Origin of the sequence: Syntrophaceticus schinkii, from assembly GCF_000946815.1 — a bacterium.
GTDB classification, from domain to species: Bacteria; Bacillota; DSM-12270; order Thermacetogeniales; family Thermacetogeniaceae; genus Syntrophaceticus; species Syntrophaceticus schinkii.
On record NZ_CDRZ01000019.1, the window covers coordinates 1 to 23,775 of the forward strand.

General features: G+C 41.2%; 26 protein-coding genes and 1 pseudogene. 10 read left to right on the forward strand and 17 right to left on the reverse strand.

The features are described 5' to 3' along the window. The 12 genes and pseudogenes from SSCH_RS01580 to SSCH_RS01625 form a co-directional block, all read right to left on the reverse strand. Nucleotides 1–348, reverse strand: a pseudogene (locus SSCH_RS01580) (transposase); the annotation flags it as partial. 209 nt (nucleotides 349–557) lie between these two features. After that, nucleotides 558–2,369 (reverse strand): hypothetical protein, encoded by a 1,812-nt coding sequence (locus SSCH_RS18675; RefSeq protein WP_052835185.1) that lies wholly within the window; start codon nucleotides 2,367–2,369, stop codon nucleotides 558–560. A gap of 38 nt (nucleotides 2,370–2,407) precedes the next feature. Next, nucleotides 2,408–6,232: a DEAD/DEAH box helicase gene (locus SSCH_RS01585; protein WP_052835186.1), complete on the reverse strand. Its 3,825-nt coding sequence runs from the start codon at nucleotides 6,230–6,232 to the stop codon at nucleotides 2,408–2,410. Continuing rightward, complete coding sequence (locus tag SSCH_RS01590; protein ID WP_156972024.1) at nucleotides 6,217–7,206, reverse strand: hypothetical protein; 990 nt, start codon at nucleotides 7,204–7,206, stop codon at nucleotides 6,217–6,219. The genes SSCH_RS01585 and SSCH_RS01590 overlap by 16 nt, the downstream gene beginning before the upstream one ends. A 91-nt stretch (nucleotides 7,207–7,297) precedes the next feature. Beyond that, nucleotides 7,298–7,558 carry a hypothetical protein gene (locus SSCH_RS01595; RefSeq protein WP_044663941.1) on the reverse strand — a complete coding sequence of 87 codons (261 nt, stop codon included), beginning with the start codon at nucleotides 7,556–7,558 and terminating at the stop codon, nucleotides 7,298–7,300. Nucleotides 7,559–7,570: 12 nt separating this feature from the next. Beyond that, entirely contained in the window at nucleotides 7,571–9,292 is a 1,722-nt protein-coding gene (locus tag SSCH_RS01600) for a hypothetical protein (protein ID WP_044663942.1), read from the reverse strand. Between the two features lie 653 nt (nucleotides 9,293–9,945). Further along, nucleotides 9,946–10,179, reverse strand: coding sequence for a hypothetical protein (locus tag SSCH_RS01605; RefSeq protein ID WP_198142078.1), 234 nt, complete (start codon nucleotides 10,177–10,179; stop codon nucleotides 9,946–9,948). 191 nt (nucleotides 10,180–10,370) lie between these two features. Then, a complete protein-coding gene (locus SSCH_RS01610) occupies nucleotides 10,371–10,676 on the reverse strand; it encodes a hypothetical protein (RefSeq protein WP_044663944.1) in 306 nt (101 codons plus the stop codon). A 156-nt stretch (nucleotides 10,677–10,832) separates the two neighbouring features. After that, nucleotides 10,833–11,600, reverse strand: coding sequence for a DUF2726 domain-containing protein (locus tag SSCH_RS01615; protein WP_052835187.1), 768 nt, complete (start codon nucleotides 11,598–11,600; stop codon nucleotides 10,833–10,835). A 242-nt stretch (nucleotides 11,601–11,842) separates the two neighbouring features. Continuing rightward, the gene (locus SSCH_RS17975) at nucleotides 11,843–12,010 is read right to left on the reverse strand and encodes a hypothetical protein (RefSeq protein ID WP_156972028.1); all 168 of its coding nucleotides are present in this window, start codon (nucleotides 12,008–12,010) and stop codon (nucleotides 11,843–11,845) included. 555 nt (nucleotides 12,011–12,565) lie between these two features. Beyond that, nucleotides 12,566–12,958: a hypothetical protein gene (locus tag SSCH_RS01620; protein WP_044663945.1), complete on the reverse strand. Its 393-nt coding sequence runs from the start codon at nucleotides 12,956–12,958 to the stop codon at nucleotides 12,566–12,568. Continuing rightward, nucleotides 12,955–13,263, reverse strand: coding sequence for a PadR family transcriptional regulator (locus SSCH_RS01625; protein ID WP_232294146.1), 309 nt, complete (start codon nucleotides 13,261–13,263; stop codon nucleotides 12,955–12,957). The genes SSCH_RS01620 and SSCH_RS01625 overlap by 4 nt, the downstream gene beginning before the upstream one ends. A 457-nt stretch (nucleotides 13,264–13,720) precedes the next feature. On the opposite strand from SSCH_RS01625, the gene SSCH_RS01630 reads away from it, so the two are divergent. The 4 genes from SSCH_RS01630 (at nucleotide 13,721) to SSCH_RS01650 (ending at nucleotide 15,914) form a co-directional block, all read left to right on the forward strand. Further along, nucleotides 13,721–14,074 (forward strand): hypothetical protein, encoded by a 354-nt coding sequence (locus SSCH_RS01630; protein ID WP_044663947.1) that lies wholly within the window; start codon nucleotides 13,721–13,723, stop codon nucleotides 14,072–14,074. A 232-nt stretch (nucleotides 14,075–14,306) separates the two neighbouring features. After that, nucleotides 14,307–14,816, forward strand: coding sequence for a DUF4352 domain-containing protein (locus SSCH_RS01635; protein ID WP_052835188.1), 510 nt, complete (start codon nucleotides 14,307–14,309; stop codon nucleotides 14,814–14,816). Nucleotides 14,817–15,328: 512 nt separating this feature from the next. Next, complete coding sequence (locus tag SSCH_RS01645; RefSeq protein WP_044663949.1) at nucleotides 15,329–15,619, forward strand: type II toxin-antitoxin system Phd/YefM family antitoxin; 291 nt, start codon at nucleotides 15,329–15,331, stop codon at nucleotides 15,617–15,619. Continuing rightward, nucleotides 15,597–15,914 carry a type II toxin-antitoxin system RelE/ParE family toxin gene (locus SSCH_RS01650; RefSeq protein WP_044663950.1) on the forward strand — a complete coding sequence of 106 codons (318 nt, stop codon included), beginning with the start codon at nucleotides 15,597–15,599 and terminating at the stop codon, nucleotides 15,912–15,914. The genes SSCH_RS01645 and SSCH_RS01650 overlap by 23 nt, the downstream gene beginning before the upstream one ends. A 97-nt stretch (nucleotides 15,915–16,011) precedes the next feature. On the opposite strand, the gene SSCH_RS01655 is transcribed toward SSCH_RS01650, so the two are convergent. Further along, complete coding sequence (locus SSCH_RS01655) at nucleotides 16,012–16,200, reverse strand: hypothetical protein (RefSeq protein ID WP_232294147.1); 189 nt, start codon at nucleotides 16,198–16,200, stop codon at nucleotides 16,012–16,014. A gap of 74 nt (nucleotides 16,201–16,274) precedes the next feature. Next, the gene (locus SSCH_RS01660; protein WP_198142080.1) at nucleotides 16,275–16,625 is read right to left on the reverse strand and encodes a BRCT domain-containing protein; all 351 of its coding nucleotides are present in this window, start codon (nucleotides 16,623–16,625) and stop codon (nucleotides 16,275–16,277) included. A gap of 218 nt (nucleotides 16,626–16,843) precedes the next feature. Here SSCH_RS01660 and SSCH_RS01665 point away from each other — a divergent pair, with 218 nt between their 5' ends. The 3 genes from SSCH_RS01665 (at nucleotide 16,844) to SSCH_RS01675 (ending at nucleotide 18,520) form a co-directional block, all read left to right on the forward strand. Continuing rightward, nucleotides 16,844–17,137: a nucleotidyltransferase family protein gene (locus SSCH_RS01665; RefSeq protein ID WP_198142081.1), complete on the forward strand. Its 294-nt coding sequence runs from the start codon at nucleotides 16,844–16,846 to the stop codon at nucleotides 17,135–17,137. A gap of 90 nt (nucleotides 17,138–17,227) precedes the next feature. Continuing rightward, nucleotides 17,228–17,503 carry a HepT-like ribonuclease domain-containing protein gene (locus SSCH_RS01670; protein ID WP_232294148.1) on the forward strand — a complete coding sequence of 92 codons (276 nt, stop codon included), beginning with the start codon at nucleotides 17,228–17,230 and terminating at the stop codon, nucleotides 17,501–17,503. Between the two features lie 591 nt (nucleotides 17,504–18,094). Continuing rightward, on the forward strand, nucleotides 18,095–18,520 hold the full coding sequence (locus SSCH_RS01675; protein WP_052835189.1) for a type IV toxin-antitoxin system AbiEi family antitoxin domain-containing protein: 426 nt from the start codon (nucleotides 18,095–18,097) through the stop codon (nucleotides 18,518–18,520). A 707-nt stretch (nucleotides 18,521–19,227) separates the two neighbouring features. Here SSCH_RS01675 and SSCH_RS01680 read toward each other — a convergent pair. Next, nucleotides 19,228–20,769, reverse strand: a complete 1,542-nt coding sequence (locus tag SSCH_RS01680) for an ABC transporter substrate-binding protein (protein WP_198142083.1) — start codon at nucleotides 20,767–20,769, stop codon at nucleotides 19,228–19,230. Nucleotides 20,770–20,969: 200 nt separating this feature from the next. Then, complete coding sequence (locus tag SSCH_RS01685; RefSeq protein ID WP_052835190.1) at nucleotides 20,970–21,653, reverse strand: 3'-5' exonuclease; 684 nt, start codon at nucleotides 21,651–21,653, stop codon at nucleotides 20,970–20,972. Nucleotides 21,654–22,009: 356 nt separating this feature from the next. Here SSCH_RS01685 and SSCH_RS01690 point away from each other — a divergent pair, with 356 nt between their 5' ends. Continuing rightward, nucleotides 22,010–22,240 (forward strand): BrnT family toxin, encoded by a 231-nt coding sequence (locus SSCH_RS01690; RefSeq protein WP_198142084.1) that lies wholly within the window; start codon nucleotides 22,010–22,012, stop codon nucleotides 22,238–22,240. A gap of 2 nt (nucleotides 22,241–22,242) precedes the next feature. After that, nucleotides 22,243–22,530 carry a CopG family antitoxin gene (locus tag SSCH_RS01695; protein ID WP_044663954.1) on the forward strand — a complete coding sequence of 96 codons (288 nt, stop codon included), beginning with the start codon at nucleotides 22,243–22,245 and terminating at the stop codon, nucleotides 22,528–22,530. A gap of 224 nt (nucleotides 22,531–22,754) precedes the next feature. Here the strand turns inward: SSCH_RS01695 and SSCH_RS01700 are convergent, their stop codons facing one another. Continuing rightward, entirely contained in the window at nucleotides 22,755–23,291 is a 537-nt protein-coding gene (locus tag SSCH_RS01700; RefSeq protein ID WP_044663955.1) for a hypothetical protein, read from the reverse strand. Between the two features lie 139 nt (nucleotides 23,292–23,430). On the opposite strand from SSCH_RS01700, the gene SSCH_RS01705 reads away from it, so the two are divergent. Continuing rightward, nucleotides 23,431–23,775 (forward strand): vWA domain-containing protein (locus SSCH_RS01705; protein WP_044663956.1); only part of this gene is annotated, 345 nt, incomplete at its 3' end.

Below are 23,775 nucleotides of genomic sequence, written 5' to 3' on the forward strand. Positions count from 1 at the left end.
AAGCGCTTGCGGAAGTGAACCATTAGCGATGGGTCAAAGGGGGGTTCTAGTTTGGTACTTTTCCAGCCCGATGAAGTATTGGAGATATGGATTTTCGGTGATCTGTTCCACGGTTTCCCGGTCTGTAAATCCGCATTTCTCTTTGATGATTAGCGCACCCAGGGCCATACGCAAGGGTTTGGCCACTGTTCCGGCATTGGACGGGAACAGGTCGGCGTAATTCTTTTCAATCGTTGACCAAGGTATTATTTCAGCCAATTTGACCCAACGGTTATTGGCACTGAGTTTGCCTTCAAAGGGAAGTATAAAGCCTTCAAGAACCATCTGACCTGTGGGACGTCGGTACATTTTCTTCCTCCATGTGCAAGGTTTTTGGGGTTTTTCTTGCTTTTCCCTTGGATATTATTCGATAAAAAGGTCGTGAATCCCTTGTAGTTCTTGGACTTTATTGTTGTTCAGCAAGCCCTAATTACTTATCCTAGTAAGCTCGGGGAGAAAAGCATCTCCGACCGAGCAAAGGTACCGGTTACTACCCGACATTTGTCGAATATCAAACGTTATACATAATCAGCTGGCCTACGGATAGCAACAAATGGATTCATGGGTATTATCATGTGTTTAGGATATTTCTCTTTTATTAACATTACAATTTTTTGATAAACAGGATGTTCATCTGTCCATAGAGGGTGTCTTTCTATAAGTATCTGTGGGCGTTTATGAATGTAAACATTAAGCCCTCCTACATTAATGTGAGTCTTGTAACCTAGGTTTTCCATGGTTTTGGTGATGCGAGATGTTGTACATCCTACAACATTTTGCCACGGGTTTTCTCGGTGTCCCCAATTCGACGTAAGGTCAACCTTAGCATTCTGGTCACAGGCAAGTCGTATCATATCCATACCCAGGCGCCAGTCAAGTAGCCCATGGTACATCGAGTTGTAAAAGTCACGCAGGCATAGGTTGCATGAAGTATCACATGCATTGGAATGTTTTATATCCATCCAACGCGAGAAAATACTAATAGAGTTATCATCTGTCACTTGTATGAGCAGATTTTTAAAGTTTTCCTCTTGTCCTAACCAACTGGAATAGCCGGCTCCATTTTCTAGTTTATCACATAGAAAAGCCGAACCAGAAGGAATGCCGTGCTTATTCGTTACCCGGAAACCGGCATCAAGTTCAGATGCATCAACATCTAATAATGCTGCGGACGCCATCCTTAAGGTAAAGGCAAATGAATACCAAGCCGATCTTCCTTCAACTGTTGTTGGATTGGCAAATACGCCCTGCGGCCAATTATCTATATCTACCAATAATATATCAGTATGTCTTTTAGCTAAAAGTGCGATACGGAATGATGGGCCACCAACAGTTACATTTTGGCCATCATTATCTTCCGCATAAACCCCCGAATAATTGTTATCAAAAACCTTGGCCTTTTGTAAATCAAAACCGCCTTTCCCGCCATTGTCGTTTATCGAAATTATTTCATCAGCGAAGGAGGATATACACACATTATTAACCTGTTTTTGTTGTGCATTTATATCTTTAATCCCTAAAAATGGCCTACTGGACCTAGGGCTCCAATCAAAACTGCCTTCAAAATCTTTCGGTGATAAGGTGCTGATAAATCCTCTTGGTTCACGAGCATCTAAGCACCTCATTGCATGGTTTTGACATATCGGACAATCCTGAATATCCGGGACAACTCCACCCGGGGCCGGATTATTAGTACCTGGCAAATATACAACAGCTTGACAATGTTCGCATATTCCCATAGGACTTGGATTGCCATGGTTAAGGTCAGGCACAAAACCGGGTTTTGACACAACACGGCTCCCTTGTGGAGCTAATTCCACAACACCACATGCAGTATGTACAGCTTTATCTTTGACAATTTCTGAACCGGGGGCAAACTGGCTGATAGCTACCTCTAAATCCCTTTCAATCACACCACTACTCGGTGGCCAGGGATTACCTGACCGCGGCCATCTTGTATACATGTTGCGAACCCGGGTGGGAAACCCGAACATTGGTAAGCAACCTGCATTAGCAAGTCTTTCACTTAAAAACTCCTGTGTAAGATATGAACTGCTTACGACCTTATCTATACAGTAAACCAATTGACCGCGTAGGAAGCTCAGCAGATTATCTAAAAGTGTCTCATCTATTTGAGATGACTTGTTCCATTTTGTTCCTACAGTGATTCCATCAAGTAATTTCCTAATCACAGATTCATTATCTTGATCATTTAACCAGACTTGCACCTGCTCACGAACAGAATGCCAATCTTCGCAAAGTCCGAACTCGCCGTGAACACTATCTCGTTGTCCATTAGTAGTGTTTTTATTTATATCCCTAAACGCCATGCGTAATACTTCCTTAACTAGGACGCGTTTTAAAACATTCAATTACTCATATCTACATATGGCAAGGGGGGTGGGTCACCGGTCACCATCTCTGGACGCTGATAATAATAATCATCATGACTGCGACCTCGGCAAAAGGTTAGAGCTAAGGCAACTCCACTTCCTCGCCGCCCAGCGCGTCCAACACGCTGCTGGTAATTAAAACGACGCGGAGGCATATTTGCCATCATAACCGCAAGCAGTGAACCGATATCAACACCTGCTTCCATCGTAGTGGTAACACTAAGCAGATCAACTTGGTTAACAATTGGTATTTCACTACCTACAAAGACATCTTGGAACCATCGCTGTCTCCTCATTCTGTCTATATAGTCAGTTTGACCTGTAAGTTCTTCACAGCGCATTCGGAAAGCTGGACCAGATAGGGATGATAAGTAAAGGTAGTAATCCAACTGGGAAGTTGGTTTGCTGGGTTTTAACAAATGTTTTTGCTTAATTGATGCACACTCTGGGCAATATCCTGCTGCAGGATGCAAATAGAAGGCATTACAGGATGGACAACTCCAACCTGATTGATCTAATTCCTTTCCATCAAATGAGGTACTGATCATATATAGATAATTTGGGTCAAGTCCCACTGCTGACAGCCCCCCCACGCCAACTTGTGAGTGTTTCATTTCTTCTATGACCTTATCTTCTGGGACTCCAGCAATTGATAGATAATTAGCAGCGTATCGGGGCAGTTTAAACTCATTTCCTGCCTTAAACCCTCTATTGTAACGGTGGGTTTTTCTCTCACCCAGTAGGCGGATGACTGCATTGGTCGCCTGAACTATGGTCCTGTCGGTACCCGGTATTTCTTCATATGATACCCAACCTATACCCATACTTTCAAATGTACGTGCTACATGGGGAAAGATAACATGCATTATTTCTTCAGTAAGACAAGCATCTATAAAACCCAATAATCGCTTTGCCTCTGTCCCCAACCCTTGCTTTTGTTGAGGCCCAGTATCTAACCAATTGTAGCATTCATGCCAATAATGAAGTTCACGGTTTGCACCTTGAGGAACATGATAAGTATTAACACGATACTCACACCCCCCCGGGTTCATCCCAAGCCTTAGCATTATTTCCTTCACAACCACCTTTAACTCAGATAGGCGAACCCTACCAGGATAAATTTTCAACATTTTTATTAGTTCGTTATATTCTTCTTGATTGACTGGTGGTGCATCAAGAGACCAGTTCATTATTTCTGCGACTAAAAGAGGATGTTCATTCTGGAACCTTGCTCGTAACCTCATATCATCCTCTCTTTTTGATGGTTGCATAACTGCATCGTACAACTTTGGATTGATTTCTGCTATTTTAGTTGCTAATTGCGGATAAAAACCAACTATAATTCTGAAAAAGGCGGCAAATTCGTGCCAATAAGAGTTCAAGGCCTGGAGTAAGGCCAACCTGATCATATCACGAAAATGGTCCTGTTCCATTCCGGCCGCAAGTTTGGCAGCATCTTGGCGGCTGTCGGAGAAAATAACCAATTTCGGGGACAGATGTATTGGACTCATCTCTCGAAACAATGCTCCTGCTAGCACCTGACAAGCCTTTTGAAAGCCAGTTCTATGATTACGCAAGGGCGAACTCACAAGTTTAGAACGGTAATCTGAACCACAGCGCGGGCACTTAATTGGCATAGCAGGTTCATCAGGATTATCTCCTGCAATAACGTAGAGCCAACCTGAGATTTCATTAGCACCCGGTGGTGAGCAGTCTTGCCGTAAAGCACCGGAAAAAACGTTAAACCGGGCTGGTTTCCATCGCCTTTTGACATAATTAACTTGATACTCTTCATCTTCTGGTTTGATTTTTGTACAACTCTGCGTACCCAATGGCCAGAACAGGGCATATTTTTGATAGGTCTTAATAATAGATGTTTGGTCAGGCATTTTTTCTAGATCGGGTTGATCACAAGTTAAAACCTCAAAATGTGTCGCCCCAATTTTCTTTGATACCCGGTAGCCACCCAGGAATACTTCTCCACAGACCTCGCATACAATAAGATCCAATACCCTTCCACCACAGGTGCACGATAAACGGTGATTAGCATGTAGGGTACCTATGGGAACCTCACGATCCGTTCCTAAGAGTTGTTTTCGATTGTTACTCTGGCAACATTTATCTGTACACTTAGGGTTGCTGCAAGCCCAAATGTTTTGCATGTTATGAAAGAATAAATGGCCACGGATAGGCTGTGGAGAAGGTCCATGTTCTGAAATTTTGGACATGGCAGTTGCCCATAGAATGCCCATCAACACATCGGTAACAAATTCATTACGATGTTGGTCTGGAAATAAAACCGCATCGATGTCAGTGATTTTAGTTGGACGAACACTATTATTCACCATAATACAGCTCTGGCGCAAAGCATCTGGCACACCAATACTAACCAGAGCTTTACCGAGAGTAACTTGCGCTGATTCATCTGGCAAACATTTACTTCCCAAATCTGATGCTAATTTCCTCATAGCCTCCTGAATTTCCAAATCGTTTGGATCGGGTGGAAACATCTGTTCTAAGCCTTTTGGATTGACCTTATGCAGAAATGTCGCCCAGTTATCAGCCCGAGCCCTCACTCTATTCAATGAATCTGCATCAGGTAAGACTTCCTCACTGGATATTACTTTAAAACGATCCCGCCCAAAAAACTCTTTTAAAAACTTTTTAGACTCTGTGGAGTCGTCGATACTAGCCGATGTTGCTAATATCACCAGCTGCTCGGAGTCGATATCCAGCCCCAAACGATTAAGCAATAGCCGTAATATATAAGCCACTTCCGTACCAGGCGTTCCCCGATAAGAATGCAATTCATCAATAACCAAGAAAAACTTATTATTTTTATCTTGAGCCAACCAGTCTCTGGTTTGGTCAAAAATCGGCTCCTCTATTTGCCTCATTAACATTATATTTAGCATACTGTAGTTGGTTATGAGAATGTCAGGTGGTGTTTCTTGCATATCCCAGCGTGACCACATTTCACCCCCGTCGATATCAGGAAAATAGTAACGTGCAGATTCCTTGAGTTCAGCAACCTTAGAACACTCGGCTTCTAACTCCTGCAGGTGATCAGCTAAACGCTTAACGGCGTTGCGATTAGTAGGCCATCCGGAGACGGGAGTGAGGCCGGTATAGCGACCAAATAACACCCGGTTACCATTCCGTTGCATATCTAACCACTGGTGGCTGCTTGGAGAATCAAGTGTATTCCTCAAACGGCGAAGTTGGTCCTCAACCAGGGCGTTTAAAGGGTATAATATCATTGCTCGTACAGCATGAAGATTATTCTGCCAACGGCCAGAATGTGCAAACTGACTTACGCGATTCCCTTGAGTATTAATATCCTGGTGCCACCACTTGTGATTCTGCGGAGCGGGAGGACATAATGGCCAATCAAGTGATTCCTTTGCTAATTCGGCTAATATTGGTAGTAAAAAACACTCGGTTTTTCCAGATCCGGTTCCTGTGGTAACCACGATATCCCGCCCATTGACTAACACTTCTTGAAGCGCCTGCCACTGATGTTGGTATAGTTGCATTCCATCCGGTATTAAATCATTTGCTATATAAGCCAGGTCCCTATATTCAGAAGGTAATCGTTCAGAAACCTCTTTAAGGCTCAGTCCGGATGAGGGATAGACGGGAAGGGTTTCCAGAAGAGGTAGCTGAGATAGAACCCCTGACTCCTCTAAGAGTATACGTCTTTCTTGGTTAAGGATATCATAACGAAGAGGAAACGCAGATTCTATATACATACGATAGATATGGTTAAGACGTTTATAAGTACCTAAGAAATCATACATCTTTGCTCTCCAACCAAAAAAGCATCGATTTTATAAACTAAATCATCAATAAGAATTTTGGGAATGCTGTGATATAAAAGACTAGTTCTTTTACCTGTGAAAGCAGGAAGGCGACCTGAGGCTAAGACCAAGGTTTTCTCGTAGATATAGGGCCAGTGTTGTAGTTTCGGTATTATAACACACTGTTTTTCAGGGGTATAACCTACATGTATGGGTTCGGCATTCTCATAGAGGTCTAAAAAATGCAACCCATACCAATCTCCCTTAAGCCAACGCTGCTGTGATTCGTCAAAATATAGGTTCATACAGTGCCGGTATTTTCCTTTGTTTTGTGTTAACCGATATAATCCTCTCGGAGTCTTGTATTGGTCGTCGTTTTGTAAAGCACCTTCATAACTTGTATAACCATCTTCGAACCATCTTTCAACCGTATAGTTATACAAATTAAGCCGATCTAAAAATGAAAGACTCATTCTCCATCCATCCATATCAGGGATGATTTTTGCCAGCTGTAATGCAGCTTGTCCTGTGAAAATAAAATCTTCTTTCTTTTGAAATTTTTGAAGTTCCTCTACTTGTTCCGAGTCAATTTTTATGCATACAGGGCCCTCATATAATGGCTGGCTGTCATACTGGACTGTACAAAGGTTGGATATAGAATCTATTATTGCTGGAGTGCGTTGACCACAGAGATAATAATACTTCTGATTTGCAGAGAGGACCAAACACAATGGACAAACATGCCACCGGGTACCATCTTCTGAACACTCCACATGTCCTAGTAACTTTAATCTTCGAAACACATTCCGGGCTTTTTTAGAACTATCAATGATACCAAGAGCTAAACACGCATTAACAAAACTATTCCAGTTCCCTCCCCCAGCAGCAGATAACCAGTACATCAATCGGTCGTAACGTGCCTCTTGTTCGCAGTCACCGCTTTCATAGGGTTCGAATGTTTCTTCTGTATCCATATAATAGTTTTCAATGGACCATAAGGATCTATACTTTAAGGAACTGAAACTATGAACATCCAGATTCATGGATGATGTCATTTTTTTGATTTCATTTAATTGATAATGGCCATAGCTTTTCTCCTTTTATTCCAGCAATTGAGAAAACACGGTTAGTCATCTCGGGTAAAACATCGCTATTATACCCGTCTACTGCTAGAAAGACATAAAATTCACGTGAGGCATTCTTTTCGATTTTTATTACTGGTATTGTATTGGCTAGTTCCAGTCTTAGAATAGCATTCTTTATCTTATTTAAGATTTGTTCTGGATTTCCAACAGTTCGAACAGCTACATATCTCCTGACACTCATTGCCATTCTCCTTTATGGTTTTTCCAGTATACTGGCACCCACCACTGTATACTTACCCAATTGTGTACCAAAACCGGGGGCAACCTTTTGGTGTTGTATGTCACCCCAACCAACGATTTGGAATGTTTTCGTGGCGATTTCTCGATGTTCCTCAAAAACACGAGCCAAGTAGTTTCCAGGTGGTAAACTCGGCAAGGTATTCGGTTGGTTGGTTACAACTGATTCTCTAAAAATAATATTTTCATCATTTCCAAGTTCGGTCACCAACAGATCTACATTATGATTGAATGCTATAACAGTGATTTCTGGTTCATAGCCTGTAAACCACCGTAGTTTGGGAGGCAAACGCAATCCGTTTGTTAAAGATATAGTTGCTTGAAAGCTAGGGCGTAAAGCTTCAAATAAATCATTTTTAACAGCAACAATGTTTTCCCAATTTTGGGAGACGACCATGCACTCCCGATACTCAATCCAATCACTAAGTTTGCCTGTGAGATAAATACTATGGTCCCATTTAAGCAGGTTCTCCTGGCCTAACAATTCAACCTGTTCTTCATAATCTTTATGGCATAGCAATAAAAATGTCTCACCCAGTTCAGGATATCCCCAACTGGCAAAAACCCCCGACTCCTGGTTTTCAGGGTCCCTTCTTAATATCCAGAAACCTTTCTCAGGGATGATCAGTTCTTTGATGAGGGTATCTCCTAATACTTCAAATCTATATCCCCCAGTTGGATCCATTGCCCACAATGGAAAATACCATCCTTTTCGCTCTTGAGTTAAACTGTGTTGTTCCCCTTGATAGTATATTTTCAAATCTGAAACATCGTATCTTCGGGGTTCCTGTGGATAAATGAGGTATTCAATTTTACTTTCAAAAGGATCCTCAACCCGATATAAACCTGCTGTTAGACGTCGCTGATGAGAGACATCCAAAACGCTGACATTTTCCATTAGATTCTGAGTCCAATCAATAGTAGTGTATAATTCATATACAGCCTCGCAAAATGCCTGATATCTCTGGCGGTCCTTATTGTGCAACAACTCTCGTATATGTCTAGAACCAAAATGTTGAGCATTACTTTGAAGCCATATACTGATTCTTTCGATGTCCAAAACTTTACTCAATCGACCATTTCGTTCTTCCCGGCGTAAAACTCTCTCCATCCTTTCTCTATCAGCCATGCGTAATAAAGCCTGGGATAAAGGATAATTAATATACCTACGAGGTACATTGTCACCGGGTTTTGCAGTTGGTAGGTAAGCTTCTTTCAATAAATACTGGTTCCATAATTTCCAAAGCTGCACTTCTTTACCTGGAGGGTTAAGGCTAGCAGGCCGCCCGTTTCCGTTTAGACCAATAATCGACTGAAAGCGTGTAAAATAATTACTTTCTGAGACCAAACCGTCTTCAGTTTCCTCATCCATCATTAAATACGCTGCCAGAACCATTGCTCCAAGAAAACCTACACAACGTGGAAGGCCTTTTTGATCAGTCCCTTTTAATAGATTTATGTTCACTGTACCATTTCGTATACAGTAACTCCTTACAGCTAAAAGGAAGTCATCCGCCCATGGTCTTTGCCCTTCTTTAATAATAGTTAATCTTTGGGAAATATCTTGTAACGCAGCATAATCAAGGCTTAGGTAAACAGAGCTTCCAACTGGTAACCCCTGGAGAAAATAGTCCGTTATGGCTCTGTTCCACTGATGGTTAGTCAGCCATTTTTTCACCTCTCAATAAGATGAGTTTCAAGAATTTCATCAAGTGTTTCGGTATGGATATTTTCCTCGTCTTCCAAGTAATTTAAGAATTGATAACCCCCCATATAATTAACAATCTAATATGCTGTTGGTACCCGCTTGATTATTGTGGTGTAAAAACCCCTATAGGTTAGACACTTTATAACAAATTGCCTCTGTTACTAAATTCGACATTAGTTTCCAATAACCTTCCAGGCAAAAACCTTTGTATCACATTGTTTGTAACCTTTTCCGTTTCTGTGCGATAAAACTTCGATAGGCTGATGTTACTTTAGGGCTATCTCTTGCTGTGAATTACAACTAGATTGATAAAGGATATTGAAATAGCCAAACATGTTAGGGAAAAAACAACAGATCGATCTAATATAGTAAAAAGAGTATATCAGAAAAAACCAAGTCAATAGATTAGGAGCATATAAAACCTTTTATGGAAAAACTAACAGTTAAAATTGGTCATAATAAAAAGGCATACCCACTCTATTCAACTGTAGCTTTGGTATTAATTACGGCAGTAATAGCCGGTACAATTTATTTTAACAGTCCAATCAGGAAGATTGAGTCCATCAGAAATGATAGCAAACTGCTGTGACAGCATTGTGTCATATTCACCCGAAGCGCAGTCCTCAGCTTCCAAAAACAATCTGCTTTACATATTCTTTTATTTTTACTTTACTGGACAGATTGAGCAGTTCAGCTACCAGCGGCAGTGAAACAGGTTGAAGCATTACCTCTGCATATTTGCTTCCAGTTGCCGGATTCTTAATATCTATTTTCTGCAGTTTTGCCTCCGAGGACATGGAAGGGTAAAGTATTTTTGCGGTGTTGTTGCCAATTCCACTTACGGCGTAAATCGACAACTGATAGAGCATTTCCCTCGGCAGATTCCTCTCCCAAAGGTCCCTGTATTTGGCATCCAGTTATTATCTACAGCAGCAATAATTTCTGCACCTCTAACAAGCAGTGCCCTTTTCTCACGAGCAATACTGATAGCTTCTGGGAGTTCTATCTGCCGCATATCTTTGGCACTTCTTCCAGTTATCCATTTATTCTATCTTCTTTTCGATCTTACCATATAAATACCAAATTTTAAAGCACTACCACCACCGATTCCACCAAAGCGCCCTGTCTGGAACTCATCATCGTTTTTAAATTCCAACCAGTAAACTAGGCTCTCCCTATTGCCGTGGTTAAACATGGTTTCCAGCAGCAGTTCACCATCAAGACTCATTAATTTTTCCAGTCCAAAATTGCTTTTAAACAGCGCGTAACTCTCATTGAGCTCATCTTCTTGTAGAAATTTATTCTCCCCAAGCATCTTCTGGTATGTTTCGAAAATTTTGTCCTGAAAATTCATATTTCTTTTTGTAACCTCCCTGTATTAATAATTATAAATTTTACACAAGACACGGTTACAATCAAGATCATATCTGGCCTTAGATATTTTAGAGTGCCAAAAACTGTTGAAGTAAGAATATCCTCTGTACCTTCAAGTACGGCTTGTATCAAATTATCACCCCCACATGTTGATTTCCTCCGGTTTTTCTGCATTTGTATGGATATCACATAAGATCGGTTTTGGTGCTTCTTTATTGATAATTTCCTTACATTTAGGATAATTAAGGCAGCCGTAAAATTCATTGCCTGCATTCTTTCCCCTGGCTGCTTTGCGTAACACCATGGGTATACCGCATTTGGGACACAAAATAGTGTCATTATTACTTTGAGTTTTAGGTATATCTTCTGGCCTGTTGAAAACTCCCGCTACAGCTGTTTCTATTTCTGTAGATGTATACCCAAACTTTGTCGGAATCCGTATGAGTTTAAAGTTTGCGTCTCTATATACCTTCTCCACAAACAAATCCCGCTCTTGCCTTTTCCTATTCATATGGCTGCTGTCATCGAGCTCTATTCCACATAATGGGCTCATCGTACTTGGATCACACAAAATAAAGTCTACATGCTTTTGGGATATTTTCCCGAAATATTTCATATAATCTCTCCCGACTTCTTTGCTGATAAAGAAAATATCTTTTAATCCTACTTTAGGACATATGACCGCTCTATCACCGACATAGAGCTTCAGCGCATGATAAAAGGACTTCTCTGCATCAGTTAATAAACTATCGCTAACCTTATATGGAAGCTTCTTATCCTTAACCTTTGGAACTTCCTTAAACGGGATAACCTTTGTGACTGCCTTATCTGACACTCCCTTGTCTTTCTTTACAAATTTATTAAAAATAATAACACATATTATTAACACTAATAACCATTCCATAAAAACAACCCCTCACTTTTCTTAAAATACTTCCCGAACCACTCCATTTTGACTACACCCCACGCAAATAATTACATTCCCCTAAGGGATAGATCTCAAACCAGACTATCCCTGATCAACACTTGACTTTCGAGCTAAAAACCATAAAGGTAATCTCTCTAATTCTTGGGTTTATTACGAAAGGTAATCGGTAGGTAAGCTGCAGAATTTAGTGAATTGTTGTGCGAAAAACGGAAATCCTATTATTCTATCGAACAGACTGCTATAAACATCTTGATGTCATTCTTATTAATTTTGACACCGGGCGTAGATTTCCCTGCTATTTTTGCAATATTTTGTAACTTGCGCGGTGCCGAGGTAGAGATGATATCGGGGGCAGCGGAAAGCCAATTCGCCTTGGCAGCAAACATAGGGATTAACTCCCTCTATACCGCTCCCTCGGCACCAGTGTGTTTCAACTTTTTATAAGTATGTTGTGCAATGGCTTAAGTAACATTTTCCCTAGTTGGCACTACCGGCTACCGAGGCAACGGAGCAGTGATCCAGTGATTAAAAGGTTTTCATGTTTTTCTTACCTCCTAAATTTTTATTAAGGTACCCTTTACCACCCGACTTTTGTCGAATGCGATTGTCAACTTAAAATAGATCCAATTAGTGATCCACCCTTGATTTTTTGAATCTGGACCGCTATAGCGTCCCCTGTACTGCCGGGATGGTGGCTGGACACAGGGAAGGATGACGATATTTTAGAGGCCTACCGTGTGGTGCTGGACAGCTATGTTAATCAAGTAGATGGACCAGTGATTGACAATAGGTGGGATCAGCAAGAGTAGCTGGGCAGGTCGGCAAGATTTAGCCATATAATAACTGATGTTCTGAAAGAATGTCTTTTACAATTTAAGGTGGCAATTATTAATTGTCAGCTTCTATTGATAGTACACAGTGCTTTTCACATATCACTTTATTTATGCAACCTCAGTTTTTAATTGTTTTTTTAGGAAATTTAAGTAACAAGGGTAAAGAGTAGATGCCACTTGTGTCCGAACATGCAATTTTGATCGTTTGGCTAAACAATGGCCCACGAAGCCAACAAGAACTGGGAAAAATATTATTGATACCTTAAAAATTTGTAAAAAGGAGTTGGCTTTGTTCTCTTCTTTTAAAATTGTTTTGATTATTATCAAAAATATTAGAAATGGAGTGACGAAAGAAAATAATAATTTGCCTACTGCTTCCAGTTCATCCAATGCACTGGTCCTCAGATAGCAGACTATATCTGTGTAGACTGCATCATTTTCGGGGGTAAGTTTTTTGCTCAACTCATAATTTTTCTTGACCATCTTTTCTACCTTACTCATCTGGTCGCCCCTCCTTTGTAATCCTTGAAAACCACGTCGATCACATTACGCAACTCCAGCCATGTCTGATAAAAGTTTTCCAGTTCTTTTTCACCTTTCTCTGTTAGGGAGTAGTATTTTCGTTTAGGTCCATAGGGAGATGCCTTGTCTTTACTGTACAGCAGTTTGTTCTTTTTGAGCCTGATCAGCAGCGGATAAACAGTCCCTTCACTTATCTCCTGAAACCCGTATTTCTTCAGTGTTTCAACAATTTCATATCCATAGGTTTCTCCATCACCGATCAGCTTCAAAATACATCCTTCCAATAATCCTTTAACAACTGCGGGGTTTTCATCCTTATCCCTCCCTACTATGTTTTACACAGTAGCTGTCAGCTATATTGTAATACAAAGTAGTCATGTCTTCAATATGATACAGCATTTTCCTGCAATACCCCCTCCTTCCCTACCCCTGTTAAAAAAATGACAAAATTAATTGCTTGCCGGCTTGAATGTGACACTATGCTGTCATAGCAGTTTGCTATCATTTCTCATGGATGCTCTATATTTTTTATCCACGGAGTTGTTGGCTACGCGGTGAGGGTATTGCCGAGCTTGCCAACCCTCTACTTTGCAACCATTTCATCCTTGTTATGCTGGCTGAAATCCACTAACGCACATTAAGAAAAGGTCTCCAACTCAGCATTATTCTCGCCCTCTCATACTCACATAACGCAGAATTTCTTAGTTTCTAGTTAATCTTTTACTAATAGGAGGTGATCACTTGAGAATCGCATCAGGTATTATTTCTTTAGTGCTCGGCTTTGCAGTCTTGTTTCAAAGCTGTGCCGTAGCAGGCTTAGGAAGTTTTGTCGCTCCGGATTCCACAACTGGCGCAGTAGGCATGTTAGTCGGTATTTTGCTATTAATTGGCGGTGCATTTTCGTTTCAACTTCCCAAGGTATCTGTAGTTATTTGCATCATAGCAGCACTTTTTGCTGGGATTGAGGCAATGAACGATTTCCCAGATATGAAAGTTTGGGCTGTCCTATGTCTTATACTTGCTGTAATGAATTTCTTTGGCGGGCGCAAACCAAAAGCACCAATTACCAATGACCCTCCGGCCCCCTCTCCCTAGCGTCCAGGTAGATATTACAACCGGACGGGAAATATCCTGGAGGGGGTATTGCCGCTTACGAGGCGGGTATCCCCTCCACTGGGGTATCACAGTTAGAAAACTACAAGAAATAAGCTAATGACAAGAATTAAGAGGAAATCAATAAGATTCAGAATCAGGAAAATGTGTCGGGTATTCGATTCTGCATCCATAAATATTGAGATAAGCAAGAAGAGAGGAGGTGACACTAAACATGCAACGCCAAAAAAGCATTTTGCTGTTAGTTCTTTGTTTTTTGTTTACAGCTGTTTTGTTCGGCTGCGGTGAAACAACAGAACCGAAAAAAGCAACAACAGATCCGACTGACACAAAACAACAAGAGACATTCAAAATTGGAGAAAGAGTAGAAATGGGCAAGCTCGTAATCACAGTGAATTCTATAAGAGATTCGCAGGGCAGCGAATTCTTAAAACCCGAATCTGGGCACATATATAAAATAGCTGACTGCACAATAGAAAATTTAAGCGATGAATCAGAAGCTATCAGTTCAATGTTGATGTTTAAGATGGCAGACAGTGAAGGATACAACTATAACATAACAATTACTGACAGTTCTAAAACGAGTCTTGACGGAGAATTAGGGCCAGGGAGAAAAATGAGAGGAGAAATAGCATTTGAGGTTCCTAGCGATGCAACAGGGTTGGAATTAATCTTTGAACCCAACGTATTAGGATTCGGACAGGCTATTTTTAAACTTGACTAAAAATTTTGCTGTTAATGCACCCTATTATGTAAATAAATAATAGGGTGTTTTTTATTTTATTTTGATTTCTGCTTTACAACCCTTTTAACGGGTTAATGAGCTTCTCGAAATGTTTCCACTATCACAAATTCTTCAGAGCTTTGAGCAGAGCACCAGTCACTAATGCTACTCCCTCGATCAGCTTAACCAGCAAGCTCGGGGAGTAAAAGCATCTCCCCTCGCAAAGGTACCGGTTACCACCCGACATTTGTCGAATATCAACGAATTGTTTAATCTTCAATGATTACCTATTAAGTAACTTCACCTACCCTATCCGTCCAAAGTTAATCACTGACTTCGCTATAATAAGGGTCATAATATCTTCTTTATCCCTAGCCTTAAGAATCTTGCGATACAATGCTTCTTTTCTCTTTTCAAAAAAAGCATTAAAATCATTACCGAAATTACCGGTTGATATCATAGCATGAAAGAAATATAATATGGTTAGAATTTTACTACGAGGAGTTGATACCATGCAGATTAAACCGTCCGCAAGCATCCGGCAGAACTACAATGAGATAGCGGATTTATGCAGGTCTACAGGTGAGCCGGTGTATCTTACCAAAAACGGCGAGGGTGATCTCGTAGTGATGGATATAGAGTCTTTTACCCGCCGTGAAAAAATGCTGAAGTTGCGGGAAGAACTGTTGGCTGTTGAGGAAGACCGTCTGGCAGGTCGTACCGGAATGACGCCAGATGAACTGGACAGCCAACTGGAAAGCATCATTGACGAGGTGGAGCATGGGAAAAAATCCTCAGTATAAGGTGATTGTTTCCGACCGTGCCCGTCAGATGCTGGCGGGCCATGTCTGTTTTCTGGCACAGAAAAGCCCTGTCGCCGCTCGCAAGGTGAAAAACAACCTGATGAACGCCATCCGCTCTTTGTACCAAATGCCGGAGCGTTTCCCCTTCTTGGAGTCCGGGTTTATTCCGCCAAACAAATACCATAAGATGTTCGTTGAGAAGTGGTATCTCATTTTATACCAAGTCAAGGATCAGACAGTATACGTTGACTACATCGTGGATTGCAGGCAAGATTACGGGTGGTTGGTGAGATAGAAACAACGTAATAGCAGTAGTCCTAGATGGACAGTGCCCACATAGGCGGCCATACTCAGTAGAGCTTCAAGCCCCACCTTGATGTTGATCTGAACTGTTATTCTAAGACTCCGGCTAACGGCTTTTGGCTGAAATAGTCCAAAGCCTGATTGACACTGTATATATCATATATTTTTTTCTCCAGAAAGAACATGATTACCAAATCAAATGTGTTGCTTTCAGATAAGGAGTAACCTGCAGCACTTAAGAGTTTGTCGGTTTCTTTTTTATTCAGCTCAAGGGCCAAGGCCAGTGCTATCACTGTATTTTTCCCGGGGCGGTAATCGGGGTTGGATCTTATTTTAGAAAAATGCCTGCGGTCTATTCCGGCCCTTTTTGAAATATCGATAATAATTCGGTAATATTATAGTTTTGTCCATCCTCTTCCTCCAGTGATAACATCCTTAAAAATTGGCTTTCATCAATGATTTCCAACAGGTAGCCCTGCTCAATGAGTTCTTTGGCGCGTTTTGTTTTGCGGCTCTGCTTGCCGTCAACAAACCTTGAAAAATCTTGTACTCCCATCACCAAGCAATCTGTTCGTTTTGTAACATTGCTTGATACAGAGCCACCGTTGTTCACGACCATTTGTGCAGCGTGCTGCCTTGTCATGCTGATCAATGTTCCTGTAAAAACCACATTTTTGCCGCTGAATACCAAATGTCTTGCCAACACCCGGAGCACCCTGCAAAATAATATTTTGCTTGTGTTCCAGAAGAGAAGCAAGGGTATCAAAACGCTCATCGGTCATATAGACTTCTGCCAAGAAATTATCCTTGGAATATGCTTTACTATGCTGTTAATATTATCCTATTCTTGATATAATGGAAAGAAGAGTTTAGCCTAAAGGGTGGGACATCTTAGCTACATTAGTTTGGAGGTGCTTTTTTTTGAGTGAGTTGGAGATGTTTTTAACCAGTCTTAGGGAAAATAAGCCGCTTCTCCAAGAGCAATATGGGGTCAATACTTTGGGGGTATTTGGCTCTTTCGTTCGTGGTGATCAGGATAAGAATAGTGATGTTGATATTTTGGTTGGATTTAATGAACCGGTAGGTCTTCTCAAATTCGTAGCTTTAAAATATCAATTAGGCGAGATATTAGGTAAAGATGTGGATTTAGTTATGAAAACGGCATTAAAACCAAAAATCGGGGAGCGTATTCTGGAAGAAGTGATCTATATATGAGCAAGCGACATTATGAAGATTATTTAAAGGACATTTTAGACTCTATTTATGCTATCGAAAGTGTTGACTTCCCAAACATTTATCAATGGTATGACTAAAAACGAATTTATTCGTGATCTAAAAACTATTTATGCAACGAGAAAGGCTATTGAGATTATTGGGGAGGCAGCAAAAAAAATCCCGAGTTCAATTACAGATAAGTATAAAGATATTCCCTGGAGAGAGATTGCTGGTATGCGTGATGTGCTTGTGCACGATTACTTTGGTGTAGACTTGAACGTATTATGGAAAACAGTTCAACAAGACATTCCAGAGTTAAAGATGATGTTTGTAAAAATTATGAGGATAGCTCCCACGTTGAGCTAATCCACGGGATTATCAGTGCAAAGGTACCGGTTACCACCCAACTTTTGTCGAATAACAATGAATTGTTTAATCTTCAATGATTACCTATTAAAACAGATCCTGCATATTCTGCCCCACCTCCAACTGCCGGCAGGAAAAATGAACCCTGCACTGAGTGGGGCTGGCTTTTTAAGATATGGGACCAGATAAAAGTGAAGTTTGGAGATGATGGGTTGTTTAACTGGCTTTACAGACAGCAAAAATCGATGGCACTGGCACCAGGATAAAAAAACCCCACATAAGCTGTCTATGGATTGACGGCTCCGCTTCGAAGAAAATGGATGCTGGAAACCTCACCAACATCTAGAAACGAAGGAGCGGAGAAAAGATGGATTTTGAACTGCAAGAACAGATAGCATTATATAGCGAGATTTTGCCCAACAATGACTGTGGTGATAATAATGGCGGCTATATATATGTCCTGGCCGTAGCCCTTATCACCCCTTAAAACCGTTATTACATTCGCCTTAAATACTATATTTAAGATAATATGTGTTATAATTAATAACAACGGCCGTACTCTTAATCATATTATGTGAGGCGATTACTACAATGAATAAAATAATCTATAAAAAAATCTATAATATTTTCGAACAAAACGATGGCTACGCTTATACCCGCGATATAACAGGGGCCGGTATTCACAATATCTACCTTAACGAATTGCTTGAGGATAGAAAAATAGAACGTATCAAATGGGGTCTATACCGTTGGGTAGGAATGGAGAGGGCTGGCGCCTCCAGCATGGTTGATGTATCTCTGGCTATACCCAAGGGCGTTATCTGTCTGCAGTATGCTCTGGCTTATCATAACCTAACAACGGCAAAACCATGGGAAATATCTGTTGCCATTAGCAAAAAAGACAGGGTAATACCACCGGACTACCCTCCGGTGAAACTATATTACTTCCTACCAAGGATTTACAATGCAGGTATTGAAATAATTCAAATAGGAAAACAATCGGGTAAAAATTTATAAACAGGGAAAAAACCATCTGTGATTGTATGCGGTACCGCAAACAAATTGGTCAGGACATTATTAAAGAAATGATGCTAAACTATCTCAACTATCATAACCGTAACCTTGAATTGTTGCTGAAATACGCAGATATCTGTAGGGTCACCCGACAAATCAAGATGTATCTTGAGGTACTTTCATGAAAAAAATACGAAACAAACCTGCCTCTATCTTAGCCAGGTTAAAAAAATGTCGCTCAAGCCAACGATATCGATTATAACGCGATTTTGATCCTATATATGCAGGAAAGATTCCTTTACCGCCTGGCAGTTTCCCCTTACGCAGATAATTTAATTTTTGGTACCTGTCTTTGAATCAATTTGCAATGAAAAGGAGTTCTTCTTTTATTGGGAACCAACGGTTAACAAGTGGGTGTGCCGTCATTGGTGGATTCGGAATGGAGGTCAAGTTTTATACCCATTTTGGTGATATCGGCTAATTAGTCTGCAATGAAAGTATACGCAAAGGTATCAGTTACCACCTGATACAAAGATAACCGCCAGTCATTTTCCCAGCCGGCGGTTACCCCTCTATACACTTTATCGACCTCACTTGGTTTTTTTCATTTCTTCCATCATGTAGTTGTAGAGATAGTACATCTCATCATAGGGAAATTCGTATAACCAGGAGAGGATAGCGGGTCGATTATTTTCTAGGCCAGCCGTTCTTTACTTGGTGATATATACTTTTTCCAGACTGGGCTTGAATAAGGGATCAATCTTCAAATCTTTAACATTATTTCTGGTAGCATAGATACAAACATCATTATAAACAGGTGCAATCGGCACATCCTCAGCCACCAGCTTCTGCAGTTCACTGTAGAGCTTCTGTCTTGATGCCATATCTTTTCCGGTAGCAGCCTCAGCTACCAGGCGGTCTGCCTCAGGATTAGTATAACCAAGACCCCTTGCCACATTCATCTGCCCCTCAGAGTGAATCCAGCGACCAAAGAAGAAATCCGGGTCTCCCGTCATCAGTGTATACGGGGAGAGAGTCATATCAAACTCACCCTTCTCCAATGCATCTTTCCAAGCAGCCATCTCCATCGACTTCAACTCTACATCAAGATTAAGAGCTTTCAGCTCAGACTGTAATATTTCGGCAATTGATTTATATGGCCATCTATTAGCTAAAGCAGCGTTGATGACAAAATTCACCTTTTGCGGTTTGTCTACTTTGGCTGCCAGTTCCTTGGCTTTAGCTTTGTCTGTTTTCCATAGCCCCTTTTCTGCCCACTTCTCAGCCTGTGGAGTGTAAATTGTATCCGCAGGCTCACCGTAACCGCTCAGCACTTTATCCACCAACTGCGCGCGGTCCAGGGATAAACTAACCGCCTTGCGGAGATTCTTATCTTTGAAGGGTCCCTTTTTGTTGTTAAAAATTATATAGTGTGATGTTGTCACCGGCTTTGTAAGCAAGACCAGGTTTTTGTCCTCTTTAATGGTGGATGCCTGCTCCGGCAGAACACCACCCACATCCACAATGGCCTGTATTTCACCGGTCGTCAATGCAGCTAGACGTGTTGAGGGATCGGACACAGTTTTGAATGTCACTTTCTCCAACTTGGCCTTTTTGCCCCAGTAGTTATCATTGCGGGTAATAACCAGCTCTTCACCCTTTTTGTAGTCCTCGAATTTAAATGGACCTGTGCCATAGGGATGGGTTACTTTCCCCTCTTCATTGAAACTCTTCGGGCTGAAAATGGGACAGCCATGGTACGCCACCTTGGCTGGAAAAGCTGGCTCCGGGCGGTTGAAGGTAAACTTGACAGTTTTATCATCCACTGCTTCAACCTTATCCAGAGTAAGAAAGGTGCCATAGCCATCCAGCTTGGGGGTGTTCTTTAAACGCATGACACTTTTGACCACTGCATCGGCATTGAGAGGAGAATCATCGTGAAACTTGACACCATCACGCAGAGTAACCATCCAGACCTTATTGGTGTCATCAGGGGTAAGTTTTGTTGCCAGCTGCATTACCGGTTCCAGGTCATCACCCGGGTAGGTAAGCCCTTCCCAAACCCCTGTACTGCCATGTAAGAAGTTGGCGGTTTCTGGGCCCTCATAAAAATCCCTGCCAATACCAATAACCAGTTCCTGAGGAACCTTGTCCTTTTCCGACTGCACCTCTTTTTCTGAATCGCAACCCAGTAAAAGCCCGCAAGAGAGCAGCACTACCAATAACAAGAAAATGGCTTTTTTGAAACGCAAATTTTCTCCCTCCTTCATAGTAACGATACTCTAATTCAAAGATTTAGATGGCATCATATATGCTGAACACATTAACAGCATAAAAAAATCGCTTCGCCTTTTCAATCCCCCCTTTCTAAAATAAAAAAACACGAAGGATCCCCCTTGCTCCATCCAGGGCAAGAAGACCTCCGTGGTCTTGATTAGACGCTATTAAGATTTTATCTTAGTACAGTTTCGACATCTAACAGCGCAAGTTCACTGATGTTAAGGGCATCATACTTTCCCTTTCGAATGCTTCGATATGGGTTGGAAACGGAGCATGGACAATAAATATCTTCGTTGAGAACCCCCACCTGCATATCGATTTTTTGGACCAATTCATTGATTGAAAGACAATTATGGTGTGTGCAGGCCTCAACTAAAATATTGCCGCAAATTCTGGCATCATCTGAGGCATTATGATGGTTAAATATGTATCCCAGGTGGTTTCCGATGTTTTTTAACGAATAGCTTACCTGTTTATCCCACGTCCTTCTTGCAACATTATAAGTGCAGATAAATTCTACATCTGGATATGACAATCTATAACCATCTAATAGCTGCCGCAAAACGCTGATATCAAAACTCGCATTATGGGCAGCAACGAGCTTATTATTGAGAAGTTCATGTATTGCGGGCCAAATCTCATGAAATCTGGGTTTGTCAACGACATCACTACTGGTGATGCCGTGAATTTGAGTATTAAATGGATTAAAATAATCTAAATGACGAGGAGGGCGGATGAACCATTCGTACTCTTTTGAGAATCGGCCATCTTCAAAAAACACCAGTGCTACGGCGCATGCGCTTGCTCGTTTCTCATTCGCAGTCTCAAAGTCTATTGCCACAAAGTCAATTGTCATGATGTCACCCCCGAAAACATAGAAGCATTATTAGGGTAGGGTTTAATAGCCATGCAAGGAATCTATACATCTCTATCCTCAGATAATTCTAATCCCGGCACTGTTTTAAAGTGCTAAACCAAAGGTAAGCCAATAAACAAAAATATACTCATTAGAAAACGGACCACTCTACCATTATTTTTATTAATTTGACACAAGGCATAGATCTCCCTTCCATTTATGCAAAATGTTGATGGCTTTATGTGAGGTGGTCTGAATACAGCCACCCTGGTACCTCGGGCACGATAATGGTATAATCTGACATAGGAATTATCGTTATTTGTTATAGGGGCTTCCTTTATGGGGGAGGGGTTACTGTGACGTTTGACTGTAATGTTACGCCTGATGAGGCGGAAGAAGCGTTTATTGATGCTTTGTTTCGCAAGGGCAGGGATAGACGGTTGCTAGTATACGGTGTAACAGATGCAGGACGATATCTATTAATAGTAGTCATATTAAAACCCGACGGTGTTGCCCGTGTAATCACAGCACGAGACATGAGCCGTTCGGAAAGACGTTATTATCTACGGGAAAAGGGGGTATGGTAAATATGACCAAAAAGGTGCCTGAGTTTAGAACCGAGGAAGAAGAAGCCCGTTTTTGGGATGAACATGACAGCACAGAGTTTATTGATGATTTTGAACCTGTAGAAATAGAACTTTCGCCGGAATTGAGGGATGAGATTATAAGTAAAAGGGAACTTAAAAAATCGGTCACATTGCGTTTGGAACCTAGCCAGATCGAGGCCGTAAAAAAAATCGCTGCTAAAAAGGGGCTGCCGTATCAGACTTTGATCCGTTTATGGATTGCAGAAAAAATCAGAAACGAATTTATGTAAGGAACAAACCGGCCTAACTTTTTCCTGGAATGTTTTTCTTTCTCCTACCAAACAGTCCATAACAAGGTGCGTAGTAAAGTCTCCGTTTACTTTGATTTGCCATCTGAGGCCGGTGTTGTTAATTATTTTGCAGCTTTAATCTCCATTCTCAAATCAAGAGCTTTAAGTGCAAAGAGTACCCTCATCACTGCGGTTTTTAGCATCCCGGTATGGTTTGAGCTCGGTCACTCTAACACTCCGGCTAACGGCTTTTGGCTGAAATAGTCCAACGCCTGGTTAACACTGTACAGATCATATATTTCTTTGTCCAAAAAGAACAGGATTATCAAATCGAATGTGTTGCTTTCAGATAAGGAGTAACCAGCGGCACTTAAAAGCCTGTCGGTTTCTTTTTTATTCAGTTCCAGGGCAAGGGCCAGCGCTATCACTGTATTCTTCCCGGGGCGGTAATCGGGATTGGACCTTATTTTAGAGAAGTGCCTGCGGTCTACTCCGGCCCTTTTATAAACATCTGAATCGCTGGCACCTTTCTTATCGATGAAGCTGAATAATACCTGATGAAATGTTGGCTTGCGTTTATCTTTGATAAAGTTTTCTAATTCGGAATCCGGTAAACCTATATAATCATGTCCAATATCTAATTCAATATCCGGCATATCCATAGAATCATATCTTGCAGGTTCATAAAGGACATAATCCAGTCGCTCTAGGTGTTTTTCGACATACTCCTGTAGTTCCTTTAACAGCTTTTCGTCAAGCATATCCATATCCTCCCTTAAAAAAGATCAGGAGAACCGTCCCCCTGATCTGATCTCCCAAATGTCGCTTGACAGGCGACCAAATTATGGATTGACTTGGCTAATATTATAACATGAACAAAAAACTGAAAGGATGATATGTATGAACATGAATTTAACAGAGATTATTTTTCTGCTTGACAGGAGTGGTTCAATGGGAGGGCTGGAAAGCGATACCATCGGCGGTTTTAATGCTTTCATAGAGAAGCAGAGCCAATTGGAAGGAGAAACAATCGTCACAGCAGTCCTTTTTGATGACAGGTACGAAATATTATGGAATGGCGTTAAGGCAAATGAAATAAAGCTGACTGAGAAGGAATATTATGTACGGGGATGTACCGCCCTCTTGGATGCTGTGGGTAAAACAATTCTGGATGTGGGCCACAGGTTATCAAGAACAAGTGAGGATGAAAGGCCGGGCAAGGTTATATTCGTTATCACCACAGAC